This is a genomic window from Providencia sp. 21OH12SH02B-Prov, from assembly GCF_027362595.1.
GTDB classification, from domain to species: domain Bacteria; phylum Pseudomonadota; class Gammaproteobacteria; order Enterobacterales; family Enterobacteriaceae; genus Providencia; species Providencia zhejiangensis.
Map to the genome: position 1 here is coordinate 2,913,883 of NZ_CP114796.1, position 16,518 is coordinate 2,930,400.

A 16,518-nucleotide genomic window follows, 5' to 3' on the forward strand; every position below is an offset into this window, starting at 1 on the left:
CCGCCTGCTTTTTTGTGCTTATTTGCACCCCAATGATACACACAACACACAATTTATCTTGATACCTAATGAACCTCGGTTAACGGTTAGGGGCGGTAGCATGCCTTGCTGCCCCTAAAAAAACTTTTCCCCCCAATACGAGAGAGAGAATATGGACAATTCATCCGTGATGCTATTACGTCGCCTAAATCCTTACTGTGCCAGCGCATTAGAAGCCGCGGCTTCGCTCTGCCAGACACGAGCGCATGCGGAAATCACCATTGAACATTGGTTGCTCAAATTATTGGAAATGGGTGAAAGTGATATCACCGTATTAGCTCGTCGCTACGAATGGGATGTTTCCGCCCTTTGGCAAGACTTACTGACTGAAATCGATAGCTTACCGCGTTCTATTCATACCCGCCCTGCCTTATCGAAATCCCTACTTAAACTCATTCAACAAGCATGGGTAATAGCGTCATTAGATGAAGATATCGAACATATTCGCAGCGTACATTTATTGTCTGCTATGACTCAGCAACCGTCACTGGTGCCTAACGATAACTTATGGCCACTAATGACATTAAGTGCAACTCAACTTCAACGCTTAAGGCCCATGCTTGATGCTCAATCTGATGAGCGTCCCAACGTACAACAACTGGCCGCACATAATCAATTATTATCCCGAGAAACCCCACTTGAGCCATCATCAACAGAAGCCCACACAACCCCGAATGCCATAGGCGATACACTGAATGAGGCTTTACTTGCAGTACTGAATAAATTTACTGTCGATGTCACGGAAAAAGCCCGTGAAGGTGCGATTGACCCTGTGTTTGGGCGTGATGATGAAATTCGCCAAATGGTGGACATTCTTTCTCGTCGCCGCAAAAACAACCCAATTTTAGTGGGTGAACCTGGAGTGGGAAAAACCGCATTAGTTGAAGGCTTAGCCCTACGTATCGCTGAGGGAAATGTGCCTGTCAGCTTACAAACTACTGCGCTACGCACCTTAGACTTAGGTCTACTGCAAGCAGGTGCGGGTGTCAAAGGTGAGTTTGAGCAACGCCTAAAGAATATCATTGAAGCAGTACAACAATCCCCTACACCAATTTTGCTGTTTATTGATGAAGCACACACTATCATTGGGGCCGGTAACCAAGCAGGAGGTGCCGATGCAGCAAACTTACTCAAACCAGCTCTCGCTCGTGGTGAGTTGCGCACTATTGCTGCAACAACATGGTCAGAATACAAGCAATACTTTGAGCGTGATGCTGCTCTTGAACGCCGTTTCCAAGTAGTAAAAGTCGATGAGCCAGATGATGAAAAAGCTTGCTTAATGTTACGTGGCTTAAAATCACGCTATGCTAAATACCATGGTGTTCATATCACAGATGATGCAGTAAAAGCTGCTGTTACTTTATCTCGCCGCTATTTAACCGGTCGTCAACTACCTGATAAGGCAGTTGATTTACTTGATACTGCCAGTGCGCGTATTCGTATGAGCCTCGACACGCTGCCTGAAGAGCTGACGCGTTTAAAAGCCAAGCGCAATGCATTAGAACTGGAGCAACAGGCGATCCTTGATGATCTCGCCATAGGCAATACCGCTAACCAAACCCTTCTGAGTGAATTAGTCACTCAAGATGCACAAATAGCGATACAACTAACGGAGCTGGAACAGCGCTTCGAGAAAGAAAAAAATCTTATCAGTGAACTACTCGAGCAGCGCCGCCAATCACAAGATGTGAGTGACATCCAATCTCAATTAGAACAAGTGCAGCAAGGCGAACCACTGATCACCCCTGATGTCGATGTGCGAACGGTGGCCACTGTGATTGCCGACTGGACTGGCGTGCCATTATCCAGCTTATTAAAAGACGAGCAAACCGAACTACTTGAACTGGAAGATTCTTTGGGCAAACGCGTAGTTGGTCAAGAAAGCCCATTATTGGGGCTTGGACAACGACTGCGTGCCGCTCGTACGGGACTCGCATCAGAAAATGGCCCGCAAGGGGTATTTTTACTGGTCGGCCCAAGTGGTGTAGGGAAAACGGAAACTGCCTTAGCCTTGGCAGATGTGTTATTCGGCGGTGAAAAATCCCTTATCACTATCAACATGTCTGAATACCAAGAAGCTCATACAGTTAGCCAATTGAAAGGCTCCCCTCCGGGATATGTGGGCTACGGTCAAGGGGGTATTTTGACTGAAGCGGTACGCAAACGTCCTTACAGTGTGGTCTTACTCGATGAAGTGGAAAAAGCGCATCGCGATGTCCTTAATCTATTTTATCAAGTCTTCGACCGAGGCTTTATGCGTGATGGTGAAGGTCGTGAAATTGATTTTCGCAATACCGTGATTTTAATGACCGCCAATTTAGGCAGTGATTTATTAATGCAACAACTGGAAGAATTCCCTGAATCGACAGACGGGGAACTACAAGAACTACTGCGCCCAACCTTGCGCGACCACTTCCAGCCCGCTTTACTTGCCCGTTTCCAAACACTAATTTACCGCCCATTAGGAACAGAGGCGCTACACAAAATTGTCGAAATGAAACTGGGCAGCGTCATCAAACGTCTCTATACCCACTACAAACTTGAATGCATTGTGGAAGAAACCCTATATGACACCCTCGTGAGTGCCTGTTTATTACCCGATACCGGTGCACGCAATATTGACAGCCTACTCAACCAGCAAATTTTACCAGTACTTAGCCAACAATTACTCATGCGACAAGCTAACCACCAGCAAGCTCAAAGCCTCACCTTAGGTTATGATGCAGAAGAAGGAATAATCCTAACGTTTGAAGACATCCACAATGTTCACTAAATATTCTTAGTTTCGGAGGGTTCCAATGAAAAAAACCGTCATAATCGGTGTGTTTTGCATTGCCCTATTCAGCTTAATAGGCTGCTTTCCGGAGAAAAAAACAAACATGCTACCGGCCAATATTTGGGGGTTTAACCATGTGAAAGACACGGCAGTTAACTGGTATAAAGTCAATGGTGCCCGTGGTCGTGGTGCAACTGCATCCTGCTGCATTATGGTGCCTGAAAAATGGACACCTGACCAAACTGTATTAGTTGAATGGGAAGTGGACCCTGATGCATACGTTAGCTCCCCCCCTATGGGAACAAAAGAATTTAGTGATTTTGTTAAAAAACACGAAGCCAATTACCGCCATTACAGCAAAGTGGTACCTGTCCCACAGTATGATGAAGCCTGTGATGTCAAAGTGCATTTTCTACCCTGCCAAGAAGTGAAAATCACCTTGTCGTGTTTAGCTCCTTGGCACCCTGACTACCCAATTCAAGAGCCTTTAGACCAAGAGGAACCCGCTGAATGTCCGTCACCAACCTCAATCTAATTGCTTTAATAAGCGGCGCTAAAAGTATTATTGCTAGAAAGCAGGTTACTCACGGAGACCCTTGCTGGGCCCCTCCTCCATTTCCTGAACAAGGTCGTTTACCGCTCTCTAGAAAAACACTGAAAGCCAATATTGAAAAAATTGAAGATAAAGAGCGTGCATACCGCCAAGGCTTCCCTAAAAAAAACCGTAGCCTATGCTGCAAAACAGTGCATGTTAGCCTATTTTTTGATGGTACCAATAATAATGAAAACAATGATACAGCAGCCAAACACCCTTCCAATGTCGCTAAGCTGTACCATGCCAGTGCACCTAATGATTTTAGGGCGATGAAATCCGGTTTCTTTGCTTATTATTTACCTGGCGTCGGTACACCTTTCCCTGAAATTAACACTAATGAGTATTACAGTTCTGGGCTAACCTTTGCCACTGGGGGAGAAGATCGAGTAAGTTGGGCATTGATGAATGTTTGCAATGCGTTACATTATGAAGTAACTAAAACGGAAATTTCTATCGCAGAGCGGCGCCGCGTGTTAGACAATATCCGCACTCGCACAACTGAAGGAACCTATACTAACGGTACCTATGATACGAGCCTACCATCATTTAACCATTACAACCCTATATATGGAATTTTTGAGCTACTCAAACCGATTAAAGATAAATTGTCAACTCATGTCCCTAAATTAGTGGCATTAAAATTGTATATTTATGGTTTTTCCCGAGGGGCAGCTGAGGCTCGAACCTTTGTCTATTGGTTAGATAGACTACTCGGTAGCGCTCATCATTCTGCCCAACAAAAAGACCCTCAACATGTTAGGGGACATTTATATGGCATTCCCGTTTCAGTGGATTTTTTGGGGCTATACGACACTGTAGCAGCGGTGGGAATAGCCAACGTAGTACCGATGATGACAGGGCATAATGGTTGGGCTGGAGGCACTCAGCAATTACCAAAATCTGATTTAGTTAAATGTTGTTATCACTTGGCTGCCGCCCACGAACAACGACAATCCTTTTGTTTAGACTCTGTTCGTACTCCTGAAGGAACTTATCCTCCCAATACGTATGAAGTGATTTATCCTGGTATGCACTCAGATGTAGGAGGTGCATACCCAGTGGGCGATCAAGGAAAATCGAGAGATAGCGCTAGTGACATACTTTCTCAAATAGCCCTTCATGATATGTATGCTGCGGCCATTGATGCCGGTGCCCCATTGGCTATTTCACCTGAGACCTTTGGATTATTATCTCCGCAGTGGCAAGAGTTTTATCTTTTTAGGAAAATGACGAATGCTTCATATATCGAATTTGAATTTTCCGCCAATCTCGTTGACAGGTTCAATTCTTGGTTATCTTATACTCTGCCAGAAACAATCGATACCCCACCTCGTCAATCTGAACAATGTTTTTTGCCGCCGCGTTTTGCTACTGCTAGCCTTGAAAGCGTCATTGAAGATCAGTTAATTCTCATCACAGCTTGGCGCATTGGCCGCTACGCATCACAGCCTCATTCTTCTATCAATTTAACGCAGCAGGCTTTTTTCCAACAGGCGCCTCAGCATTCTAAAATTACCGCACAACCATTTGAGGCTGATTTCGGTCACCAAGCCGTTGATGCACTGTCGGAGGAGTACCACGATACTCAGCAAAAAATTCAAGAAATAGCGGAAAAAAGAAAAAAGGAAAAAGAGATGCAATCCGATTTAAAAAATTGGGTTGCCACTAATGTGGGATCTCCAACCTTTGACGCTACAAATGCCAGAGGACAGTTATGGGAGGCCGCACTAGAATTTGCAGCCGATTATAACGAAACCCCGCGCCCCCCCCCTTTAATTGATATTTCGTCTCGCCAAACACAAGCAGATTGCATTCGTGATATACAACCCTACATCGGAACGGCTGCAAATTGCGAATTATTACCTAAGCATAGTTTTCCTATTACTGTTTCAACGCAATCGTATTTATTGCAATTCCTTGATGGCAAGATTGAAGAGTTTGCCTTTATCCTCACCAATCAATTTGAACACGAAGAATATAAGCAGTTAAAAATCGCTAGCCAAAAGCTGTTTACTGATATCATTTCCCCCCAACTTTATGGGGTGATCACAAATCCTGAACTTGCCAAAATTATTTCACTGTTTGATGACTATATTCATGACTCCCGCGCTTGGTTTATGCATTCTGAAAGTGGAGTGAGAGAGCCTTTTTCTAGCTACTTTTTATCACGCATGATTTACTTTGGTGATCATTGGAATAAATCTTTGAAACTTATCACTCCACAGCAAACAATGGGTATTCCGGTAACACTCACTTCTGCACTCGCGTTCTATTATATTCCGACATATGGGGTACGGTTATACAACCAACAAACCAAACAAGAAGTACCTTTTGATGACAGCCATTTTCCACCCGCTAGCAATAAAGTCATCGTACTTATCCGCGAAATTATTAAAAAGCGCCAAGAACAAGCCTACCGAAATACCGCCGAACAAATGCGGATCATCGCAGAAGCCAAATAATCGATATATTTTCATTATTGGTTTATTGCATTGATAAATAACTTAGGGAGCCACACCATGAGCTTAATGGATACCACTAAAGCCCTACTCCAAGGTCAAAATCGCTATCGTCTTGAAGTGCAAGGCTGTAATGAATTATTAGATGTTGAACATTTTACAGGGCGTGAAGCCGCCAGCGATACCTATCGCTATCAAATTACATTTACATGTTCAGCCCAAGATCTTTCCGCACAACAATTCTTACGCCGCAATGCCAACCTGACTTTTTCAGCGCCAATGAGTAACTTAATGGGACTCGCCACTCAACCTAGTGTTGCCAAACGCGTCCATGGCGTGGTCACCGATTTTCGTCGCCTTTCAGGCTCTGCTGATGAAGCGCGCTATCAACTGGTGATTGAGCCTTTTTTCGCCTTATTACGTCACCAAATTCGTAGCCACCGTTTCTTTATCAATCAATCTATCCCAGATGTGGTTGAACAGATTCTGCGTGAACATAACTTTAAAGGTTGGGAATTCGAATTTAATTTAGAAAAAACGTACCCTAAACGTGAACAAATTAACCAAATCAATGAAAGTGACCGTCAGTTTATCGAACGTTTATTGAGTGAAGTGGGGATTTTTTATCGTTTTGGTTTACAAGATGAAACCCAAACCGAGGTACTTCATTTTACCGATAGTCAACGCGGCTATGTGTATGACAAAACGCTGCCATTAAATAGCCCATCTGGGCTGAGCGATAACCATGTTGACAGTGTTTGGGGATTATCTTTACGTCATCAAGTGGTTGAAAGCACTGTTTTTGCCAAAGATTATAATCATCGGCTTGCGGAAGATACCTTAATTTCCGCTGTCGCTGACATGACGCACGGTGATGGAGAGAAAACCAACTACGGCGATGTTTACCACTATAAAGGTCGTCACTTAACCCGTGGGGATAAAATTCACCCTGAAACTGAAACCGCTAACTTCTGGGCAAGACTCGACCACGAACGTTTTTTAGCAAGGCAAACATTGCTTCGTGGAGAAAGTAGTGCAGCAGACCTAACACCATTATTAGTATTAAATATTCAAGACAACTCACTTACCTCAACACTGCCTACCGTCTTCAAATCGCCAATTCTAATTACGCGATTACGCTTTACAGCTAGCCGAGATAAGGCCTTAACCGTACGTTTTGATGCCGTACCTTACACAGAGTCGCTGTGTTGGCGCCCTGCCCTTAAACCGCGTCCAGTCATTGCGGGAACGTTAATGGCACGCGTGACCAGCGCGAAAGACCACGATATTTATGCCCACCAAAATGAGTACGGATTTTATTGGGTAAAATTTGACGCTGATCGTGATGATAAAACCAAAGGCTATGAAAGTATGCCTGTGCGTTTAGCAAAACCATACGCTGGCGATACGTATGGGATGCATTTCCCGCTGATCCAAGGTACTGAAGTCGCCATTGCATTCCATGAGGGTGATCCTGACCGCCCTTATATCGCTCATGCACTCCATGACTCCCGCCATCCTGACCATGTGACGGATAAAAATAACACCCGCAATGTGATCCGTACCCCTGCCAATAATAAACTGCGTATGGAGGATAAACGCGGGCAAGAGCATATCAAGCTCAGTACCGAATATGCTGGAAAAACCCAGCTCAATTTGGGGCATTTGGTGAATGCCGAGCGTGAACAGCGTGGTGATGGTTTTGAGCTACGCACCGACAGCTGGGGCGCAATTCGCGCGGGTAAAGGGTTGTTTATTACCACCGATAAACAAGACAAAGCCGGTGGTGAAGTGCTGGCGATGGCACCCGCTATCTCATTATTAAAAGGCGCTAATCATCAGTTAGCCAACTGGGGGGAAATAACCAAACAGCATAAAAATACACCGCCAGAGCAAGATAGCTTAAAAGCGTTCCAAGAAAATGCCGAAAACTTAGCTTCACCTGCTGTTTTGATGCATGCGACTGACGGAATTGGCTTAGTCACTGAGCAGTCTATTTTGCTACAAAGTGGACAAGCTCATTATTCACAAAGTATGGGTGAAATGCACATTGCTAGTGGCGAACACATTAGTGTAAATGCGAGCCAAAAAATCTCATTACTTTCGCAAAAAGAAGGGATTCGCTTAGTCTCAGGTAATGGCCCTTTTGAAATAGAATCACACGCCGATAAGCTTGATGCGATTGCTCTTAAAGATATCACGGTACAATCTACCCAAGGTCATATTCAAGTCACCGCTAAAAATGGCATCACGCTTGGTTGTGGAGGCGGATACATTCATATTGCCCCTGACGGTCAAATTGAAATACATAGTCCAAGCCGTATAAGTCTGAAAGGCCAACATGTATGGGATGGCCCTCAAGGTAAAGATTTCCCACTACCCGATTTGCCACAGTCTGTTTGTAAAGAATGCTTACAAAAGGCATATGAAAGTGCTATGGGGGTTGTTGTTCGTGAATAATCAGAATACAGCCAAGTCAATTGACTCATACTTAAATCAATTACAAAAAATTAATTCATATCTTTCTTTTAACCATATCGATATCATCATTGATCAATCGGGGTTAGAGGAATCTTTAGTCCCCTTATTATCAAAACTTGATGATAACTTAGTTTGGGCTTCTTTATTTGAATCTTTCCCCGAAGAGGGACTATTGGAACAAGCTCCCTTACTAGTGAGAATACAGTGGAGTGAGCAGATCCACCGATTATTACTCAATGAAATATTAGAATATTTATATGGTAAACCTAGAACGCTATTTATTTATTCTGAACTTCATTTTGACGAGCTATTCAATAGACTGCAATCTCAATTAGAAATAACGTGGGGAAAACAAAATTGCTTATTGCGATTTTATGATCCTCGCATTTTTCCAGAGTTAATGTCACACATATTAACGCTAGAGCAACGTCAAACCTTCTATAAAATTGCTTATATGTGGGGGTGGCTAAATAGAGATCAAAAAATAAGTTGGTTACCTGGGCTATTTAAACCTAATGCGACTATTAGTCAGTCGTCTATGATTGAGTTAGATGATAAGCAATTTAATATGCTAGATGGTATTAGCGACGTAACACGACTTATGTCAATGAAAAAGTTTCATCGACCAGAACTAACACAAGAACAGAATTTTTCAGTTCTTTATCAACTTACCCTCCAGTTTATTGACAGTGATTATCTAGGTGACTTAAACAGTTACATTCTTCAGCAGCAATCAACAACATCTTTTATTGAGTAACATTAGGTATGTTATATACCAATAGCCAAAAACATAGACGTTTAGTCCGATAAAATTGATTGCAAATGTGGGTATAAATAAGATGAAAAATAAGCATAAAATATATCTTAATATAAATAATGGAGAATATCGAAAAGCTTTAATGAAACCCTTCGTATTATTTCTGCTCCTCACTGCCACACAACTTCTTATCGGCTGCGAAAAAAAAGATGAATATCTTGCAGGCAATTTACACGGATTTAACCATGTCAAAGGCACCTCCGTTAACTGGTTTAAAGTCAACGGCGCGTATGGTCGAGGCGGGGGCGGTACTTGTTGCATCATGGTGCCTGCTAAATGGGCACCTGGACAAAAAGTATTGGTTGAATGGGAAGTTGACCCTGATGCCTATGCCACTGATGTACCAGAGTTCAATGACCCGACTTATCAGGATTATATAAAACAGCATAAAGACAATTATCGTCACTACAGCAAAATGGTAGAGGTTCCCAAATATGATGAACCTTGCAGTATGAAAGTTCATTTTTTACCCTGTCAGGAAGTAAAGGTGACGTTATCTTGCAAATCATGGGGCCATCCTGATTATCCCATCAATGAACCCTCTAAAATGGAGGAACCTACTGTATGCCCAACAAAATAAATTCAACACTTATTGAGATAATTGAAGAAGAATCAGCAAAGTATCTTGCTATCCGTCCAGCTCACTCTCAAGGTGATCCTTGTTGGGCCCCTCCTCCGTTCCCTAATCAGGGTCGTTTAGCGCTAACCAAAGAGCAGCTTATTACTAATTATGAAAAAATAATTGATAAGGAAATCGTTTATCAAAAAAGGGCAAAAGAAACGAACAGTGCCCCATGCTGTAAAACCGTGCATATTAGTTTATTTTTTGATGGTACCAATAATAATGATAAAAATGACACCGAAGATACGGTTAAAGAAGGTTTTCTTCCTCACCCATCAAATGTTGCTAAACTTTATCATGCATGTTCACCTGATAATGTCGAAGCGAGAGATAAAGGATTTTATAGTTATTATATTCCAGGGGTTGGAACACCCTTTCCAGATATTGGCACCTATGAATATTACAGTGAAGGGTTAACTTTTGCTGCAGGTGGTGAAGCAAGGATCAGTTGGGGGTTACTACAGGTTTGTAATACGCTCTATCATGCCACTACGGGTAATGAATTAACATTATCCCAAATGCGTTCTGCCCTAAAAAAAATGAGTTCAAATACAAACTATCACTCAACAACTATCTTCTCTGAATCTCCATACCAACCAATGAAAGAGCTTGCTAGACTATTAGCAGGATTAAAACGAAATATTAATAGAAAGCCTAAAATTATTGCCTTAAAAATTTATATTTATGGTTTCTCTCGCGGAGCCGCAGAAGCACGAACATTTGTGTATTGGTTGGATAAATTTATTAAATACCACCATGATAGCCTCAATAATTTTTATACCAAAAAGCAAAAATCTGGTTTGTCGTATGTTCCTTTGGGCACTCTCTATGGTATTCCTGTTTCTGTGGAATTCTTAGGGCTATTTGATACTGTCGCTGCCGTTGGTCTTGCCAACATGGCCCCGGGAGTCACTGGGCATAATGGTTGGGCATACGGCACTCAACAGCTACCCAAATCATCACTCGTAAAAAATTGTTGTCATCTTGTTGCTGCTCATGAACAACGATTATGCTTCACTGTTGATTCGATTAGAACCCCTGAGGGTCATTATCCCCCCAATACTGTGGAAATCATTTATCCCGGCATGCATTCTGATATTGGGGGGGGATATCCACCTAACGATCAAGGTAAAGCTCGAAATGGAAGTGAGGAGTTGCTCTCACAAATAGCATTACATGATATGTATGCTGCTGCAATCGATGCAGGAGCCCCTTTGGCAATTAGATCAGACTGTTTTGCCCAATTACCTGATTTAGCAAAGCAACATTCATTTAGAGTCATGGATGCAAATATAAGGGATGAATTTGAAATCTCCGCTCAATTAACTGAGCGTTTTAATTCATGGCTAGAGTATACACTTCCAGAACAATCACCAGCCCAACAAAATTCCACTACTCGTACTTTTCATCCCCAACGTTTTGCTCGTGGAGATTTAGAGTATGTCATGGAAATCCAACTTATTTTGATCACCGCATGGCGAATTGGTCGCTATGCCTCACCACGCGAAGATAGTGCTAATTTGATTCATCAGGATTTCTTCCAGCATGCTCCTCAACATGAAAATATTTCGGCACAACCTTATGAGTCAGCATTTCCTACTCAAGCTATCGATGCTTTTGCAGAACAATTCACAAAGAATGAAATAAAAATAACGGAACAAGCAAAAAACAGAGATGAGCAAAAAAAAGTCATATCTGATTTAGATAACTGGAAACCAGATGATAATAGTATTGGTTCTCCTCTTTTTGATGCTACCAATGCCAGAGGGCAATTTTGGGAAGCTTCTTTAGAGTTTAAAGCGGATTTTGAAGAACGGGAACGAGAAAAGCCACTACTTAATTTGTCTTGGCGAGCCACCCAGGAATATTGCAAGCAATATGAAGGCATCACAAAAGCTTACCTTGGAAATAAACATCGAGAATGCACAACCTATCCAATGTATACCTTACCGGGTTCAGGTATGTACCCAGAATTAACCCATCTCGTTCAAAATCAAAAAGGGAATGTAAATAAATTAGTCTTTCATTTTACAAACCAGAATGAGCACCAAGAGTTTATTAGCTTAAAGGCTATTAGCATGAGCGTTTTTCAACGATTAATATCCCCACAAATGTACACCATGCAAAAGGATACCCACCTTACAAATATTATTAAAATGTTTGATGACCAAGTACATGATTCGAGAGCATGGTTTATGCATTCTGAACTTGGTATACGAGAACCTTTTGCTAGCTATTTTTTATCTAGAATGATTTATTTTGGAGAAAAATCAAGTAAATCTATGCAGCTAATCGTTAGTCAAAACAACATCTATGGTTATTATGGATATTTAGCTTCTGATTCGATTGGCATCGGTTACAAACCGCTTCATGGTGCTATATTAATTGACTTATCTACAGGAAAAGAGATTAATGTTGATACAAATCAGCGTCCCTCACCAACTTATCTTATTCAACAGCAAGTTCAGTCTATGATAGAACAACAAAAAGAAGCCGAATATAACGAGACTCGACAAGCATTACAGGCTATTGCTGAAAAATAACCTTTATATTACTCATTCATAATTTCGGTTCTTCTTAAAGGCTATTACTTAAATTCCCAACGTATGGGTGAAATGCACATTGCCAGTGGCGACATATTAGTATGAATGCGAGCCATATAAATCTGAAAGACCAACATGTATGGGATGGTCCCCAAGTCCAAGATTTCCTATTACCCGATTTACCACAGTCTATTTGTAAAGAATGTTTGCAAAAGGCACATCAAAATACGGTAGGAGTGATGACCCGTGAATGATATGAAAAATAATGAGTCTCAAGAGTTAGCCAACTCTTGGTTAGAAAAATTACACTCCATGAGTGTCCAAGCCCAAAATAGCTATATTGATATTATCATTGACCAAGCAGGCATGCAGTCCCCACTAATTCCAGCATTGAGAACATTAGATACTGACATAAATTGGTTTTCCCTATTCACAGGTCTGCCAGAAGAAGCATTTATTGATGACTCTCCCCTACTTATTCGTTTTAAATGGGATAACGATTTACATGTAATTCTCTTAACAGAAATTTTGGCTCACCACTACCATTCATCACGAATTCTGGTGGTTATTTCTTTATTACCTTTCGATACCCTTGCGAGGTTTTTACAGGCATTGATTGAATTTAATTGGGAAAATCGAACCGGAATTTTACGCTTTTATGATCCCCGTATTTTTCCTGAACTGATTAAGCGCGTTTTAAATGTTCAAGAAGGTCGTTATTTCAGCCAACTCGCCTATATGTGGAGCTGGATAGACAAAGATGGAGAAATGAGCTGGTTACAAGGTGATTTCTCTACTGACATTGAAAAGCTAACGCCTCCTACACTCACAATTGATAGTAAACAGCTCACTAAAATTGGCTGCATCAGTGATGCTATCAAGTTAATGTCTTTAACAAACTTTGAAAATCCCCATTTAACTCGTGAGGAAAACTTTGAGTTACTTTATTCCCTTTCACTGCAAGCTTATGAAAGTGATTTTATTGGTAATACCAATGATTATATTCTCCAGAATCTTCCTGCATCACATACACTGCAGTCGTAACAAAAGGATTGTATCGTCTTGAGATTTCATAAATTTATTTTGCTCTGCAACCAAGCCAAAGTGACCACCTCTTGTTATAGCAACCTTGACCCTGAATATTCGATTAAAGAACCGATTAATATGAAGGAGCCTGCCGTATGCCCGAAATAACCCTCTCACGACTAATGATTATACAAGGAACTATCGCAACGACCCTCTGCACTCTGGTTTTGATGCTCTCCGGTTGTTCTTTCGCCGCCAGTACAAACCACCCCATGGCAGCTGGACTTAGTGGCTATAACCATACACAAGGCAGCATTACCTCATTTTCAGTCAATGGCTCGAGTGCTAGTGTCGGTGGGGTACAATGTTGTGTGCTACTCCCTGCCAAATGGGCTCCCGGCCTTCAGGCCAGAATAAAATGGGAAAGCTTGGATACAAGCAAATTGTCGCCAATGCCTAAATTTAGTCAAGTAGAAGCTTATAAGCGATGGGAGGCTGAACTCGAACGCTACAGTACCCAACATGAAGTCAGTGTACCGATCCCAGAGTATGACAGTAAAACGGCCTGTGGCTTAGATGTACATTTTTTACCCTGCAATCAAGTCAAAGTAACCACATCTTGTAAAAGTTATGGTTCTGATGGTTACCCCATTAACGAACCGATGGACATGAAGGAGCCTGCCGTATGTCCGAAATAACCAACGCACAACCTGCTTGGGGTCCTCCCGAGTTTCCTTTGGATGGTAGATTAGAACTTTCACGCAAACAACTAGAGGCTAACTATCTACTGCGCCAAAAAGAACAAATGGCCTTTGACATCGAAAATAACCAACGCCATAATGCCAACTTAGGCACAAGCTGCAGCAAAACCTTGCATATCAGTTTCTTTTTTGATGGCACTAACAATAACAAAAAAAATGACCTTGAAATTGCCAACCCGCCTCATCCCACCAATATTGCTCGGCTTTTTGAGGCCACTTACAGTGATGATAATAAGCCTAAAATCAAAATGCGCGAATATTTTAAATATTATATGACCGGCGTGGGCACCGCATTTCCCGAAATTGGCGAATACAATTTTTCCAGCAACGGCTTAACTTTTGCCACTGGGGGCGAAAACCGCATTAATTGGGCCTTATTGATGTTAGTAAATAGCCTTTACCTTTCCGCAGGCAAAGAAAAACTCACTAACGATACCTTAAGAGCATCCTTAGATAAAATGGCGACCGTCTGGCCTTTAGATGGAGAAACTAGCCGTAAACAAGTGATTGCAAACCTGTTACAGGCTGAAAAAATTGGGGAGCTATTAAGTCAAAAGCCGAAAGCCTTAGCCATTAAACTGTATGTTTACGGCTTTTCACGGGGTGCAGCTGAAGCTCGGGCATTTATCCATTGGGTGGCGCAGTTATTTGACTTAGACACCCCCAAAGGAGCTGTGTTACCCCAACAAACCCTCGCTAACCTACCGTTATCCATCGAATTTTTAGGCATTTTAGATACTGTGCCTTCCGTCGGTATTGTGCATTTAGTTCCCGCATTTACAGGACATTTTGATTGGGCGAATGGCACCCAACAATTACCCGATGAAAAACGCTACCCTGACTTTGTACGTTGTTGTCGTCATTTTGTTGCAGCTCATGAGCAGAGACTATGTTTTCCACTTGATACTGTGCGTCGACCACAAATTAAAGAGGGTTTTAGCAAAGGGCACCGAGCCTATCCACCCAATACCATTGAGGTAGTTTACCCAGGAATGCATTCTGACGTAGGCGGAGGTTACCCCCTTAATGACCAAGGGAAAGCCCGTGAAGGAGATGACTATCTGCTGTCACAGATTGTTCTACACGATATGTATGCAGAGGCTTTTAAAGCAGGAGCCCCCCTGTGCGCTGCAACCACCGAGGTCCTTCCTCTCAAGATTGATAACACTCCGCTAGTTCCTCCAATGGCGCCTAAAACAGCACAACTATTTAAAATTAACCCTGTTCTAGTCATCCGATTTAACGCATGGCGCACTATGACATTAAAACTAGGTAATACAGGTAATCCCCCTATTGAATATACCGCTGAAAAGCTGGGAGCCCATTTAGAACAAATCATTGAAAACCAAATGGCTTGGATGACTGCATGGCGCATTGATCGCTATGCAAAAGGACGCTACCTCAGTCTGCCTTTTTACCAAAGCTCAGAGGAGTGGCCAATAGAAAGCGATATCTCAGTAAAAAATATCAAAGATGAGAAAGCCAAAAGCGCAGCTGAACAAAAACACAAAATTGATTTACAAAAAAAAGCTAAAGACATGGGTAAAGAAGGATTTTCTTTCCCAGTGACTGATGATAGAGGTAATATCATTACACATGAAGTGATAGATGCAGAGACAAACGAAAAGCGTATAGAACCTGTTGATTTTGGATTTGATAATTTAGCGGGCCCTCCCCTTTTCGAAAGCAAACGCGATAAAACCCAAATATCAGAAGCAGCCACCGAATTTAAGCACGATTATGACGGAAAAATTCGTCAACATACCAGTACATTCGACTTCCCTATTGATACATTATTTAAATACACCATGTATTTACTCAATTCCGATGATGAACGCCTTGAATATGATCGAATGAAAAAGTCAGGGGATAATATTTATGATAATGGACGCGGTTTTCCTGTTAAAACATCACCAGATTTGATCCTTGTTAGTGCTTTATTTGACGACCAAATTCACGATTCTCGTGCATGGTTTATGCATTTTGAGCTAGGCACTCGTGAACCGTGGGCTGGGTATTTTCGCTATAGAATGATCTATTCAGGTAATGAAACCAATAAATCACTATCACCAATTGCGCTTGCAGGACAATTAATTGGGGTTGCAACTCTTGTTGGTGGTGCCATTTATACGGTTAAACAAAAAGACATTAAAGGCGTACTCGGAGGCATTAGCGGCACCGTTGGACTGCTTTCATTAGAATATGAAGTGATTGATATCGCTACTGGTCTGAGCATTCCTTTCATTGATAATGCCGCTGAATTGTTTCAACCCACCCGAGATACCAGCAAGGTGTTGAAAATAACACAAGCCCAAACCGCGTATAACTATTCACAAGGAATCATTGATACGCTTAGCCAATCTGTTGATCCTAATAAACTCTTAAAGGTAGGGTAATTG

Annotated in this window: 10 protein-coding genes and 1 pseudogene; all 11 read left to right on the plus strand. The window is 42.0% G+C overall.

The genetic code is table 11. The features are described 5' to 3' along the window. Positions 1 to 151: 151 nt before the first annotated feature. Positions 152 to 2,812 carry a type VI secretion system ATPase TssH gene (gene tssH, locus O7C57_RS13745; protein ID WP_154623938.1) on the plus strand — a complete coding sequence of 887 codons (2,661 nt, stop codon included), beginning with the start codon at positions 152 to 154 and terminating at the stop codon, positions 2,810 to 2,812. A gap of 25 nt (positions 2,813 to 2,837) precedes the next feature. Continuing rightward, the gene (locus O7C57_RS13750) at positions 2,838 to 3,350 is read left to right on the plus strand and encodes a DUF3304 domain-containing protein (protein WP_154623937.1); all 513 of its coding nucleotides are present in this window, start codon (positions 2,838 to 2,840) and stop codon (positions 3,348 to 3,350) included. Then, complete coding sequence (locus O7C57_RS13755) at positions 3,326 to 5,872, plus strand: T6SS phospholipase effector Tle1-like catalytic domain-containing protein (RefSeq protein ID WP_269723241.1); 2,547 nt, start codon at positions 3,326 to 3,328, stop codon at positions 5,870 to 5,872. Before O7C57_RS13750 ends, O7C57_RS13755 begins: the two co-directional genes overlap by 25 nt. A gap of 57 nt (positions 5,873 to 5,929) precedes the next feature. Beyond that, positions 5,930 to 8,329, plus strand: coding sequence for a type VI secretion system Vgr family protein (locus O7C57_RS13760; RefSeq protein WP_269723242.1), 2,400 nt, complete (start codon positions 5,930 to 5,932; stop codon positions 8,327 to 8,329). Beyond that, the gene (locus tag O7C57_RS13765; protein WP_269723243.1) at positions 8,322 to 9,107 is read left to right on the plus strand and encodes a DUF4123 domain-containing protein; all 786 of its coding nucleotides are present in this window, start codon (positions 8,322 to 8,324) and stop codon (positions 9,105 to 9,107) included. Before O7C57_RS13760 ends, O7C57_RS13765 begins: the two co-directional genes overlap by 8 nt. Before the next feature lie 142 nt (positions 9,108 to 9,249). Further along, positions 9,250 to 9,747, plus strand: coding sequence for a DUF3304 domain-containing protein (locus tag O7C57_RS13770; RefSeq protein ID WP_154623933.1), 498 nt, complete (start codon positions 9,250 to 9,252; stop codon positions 9,745 to 9,747). After that, complete coding sequence (locus tag O7C57_RS13775; protein WP_154623932.1) at positions 9,732 to 12,332, plus strand: T6SS phospholipase effector Tle1-like catalytic domain-containing protein; 2,601 nt, start codon at positions 9,732 to 9,734, stop codon at positions 12,330 to 12,332. The genes O7C57_RS13770 and O7C57_RS13775 overlap by 16 nt, the downstream gene beginning before the upstream one ends. A gap of 255 nt (positions 12,333 to 12,587) precedes the next feature. Beyond that, complete coding sequence (locus O7C57_RS13780; RefSeq protein ID WP_230085870.1) at positions 12,588 to 13,376, plus strand: DUF4123 domain-containing protein; 789 nt, start codon at positions 12,588 to 12,590, stop codon at positions 13,374 to 13,376. A 39-nt stretch (positions 13,377 to 13,415) separates the two neighbouring features. Further along, positions 13,416 to 13,526, plus strand: a pseudogene (locus tag O7C57_RS13785) (hypothetical protein); the annotation flags it as partial. Further along, entirely contained in the window at positions 13,514 to 14,056 is a 543-nt protein-coding gene (locus O7C57_RS13790) for a DUF3304 domain-containing protein (RefSeq protein ID WP_154623930.1), read from the plus strand. The pseudogene O7C57_RS13785 and the gene O7C57_RS13790, both read left to right, overlap by 13 nt. Further along, the gene (locus O7C57_RS13795) at positions 14,044 to 16,515 is read left to right on the plus strand and encodes a T6SS phospholipase effector Tle1-like catalytic domain-containing protein (RefSeq protein ID WP_269723244.1); all 2,472 of its coding nucleotides are present in this window, start codon (positions 14,044 to 14,046) and stop codon (positions 16,513 to 16,515) included. Before O7C57_RS13790 ends, O7C57_RS13795 begins: the two co-directional genes overlap by 13 nt. Positions 16,516 to 16,518: the final 3 nt, after the last annotated feature.

Coding starts and splice junctions, on each gene's coding strand:
- O7C57_RS13770 (WP_154623933.1), top strand. CDS start 9,250: ATGAAACCCTTCGTATTATTTCTGCTCCTCACTGCCACACAACTTCTT.
- O7C57_RS13755 (WP_269723241.1), top strand. CDS start 3,326: ATGTCCGTCACCAACCTCAATCTAATTGCTTTAATAAGCGGCGCTAAA.
- O7C57_RS13775 (WP_154623932.1), top strand. CDS start 9,732: ATGCCCAACAAAATAAATTCAACACTTATTGAGATAATTGAAGAAGAA.
- tssH (WP_154623938.1), top strand. CDS start 152: ATGGACAATTCATCCGTGATGCTATTACGTCGCCTAAATCCTTACTGT.
- O7C57_RS13780 (WP_230085870.1), top strand. CDS start 12,588: ATGAAAAATAATGAGTCTCAAGAGTTAGCCAACTCTTGGTTAGAAAAA.
- O7C57_RS13790 (WP_154623930.1), top strand. CDS start 13,514: ATGCCCGAAATAACCCTCTCACGACTAATGATTATACAAGGAACTATC.
- O7C57_RS13795 (WP_269723244.1), top strand. CDS start 14,044: ATGTCCGAAATAACCAACGCACAACCTGCTTGGGGTCCTCCCGAGTTT.
- O7C57_RS13750 (WP_154623937.1), top strand. CDS start 2,838: ATGAAAAAAACCGTCATAATCGGTGTGTTTTGCATTGCCCTATTCAGC.
- O7C57_RS13760 (WP_269723242.1), top strand. CDS start 5,930: ATGAGCTTAATGGATACCACTAAAGCCCTACTCCAAGGTCAAAATCGC.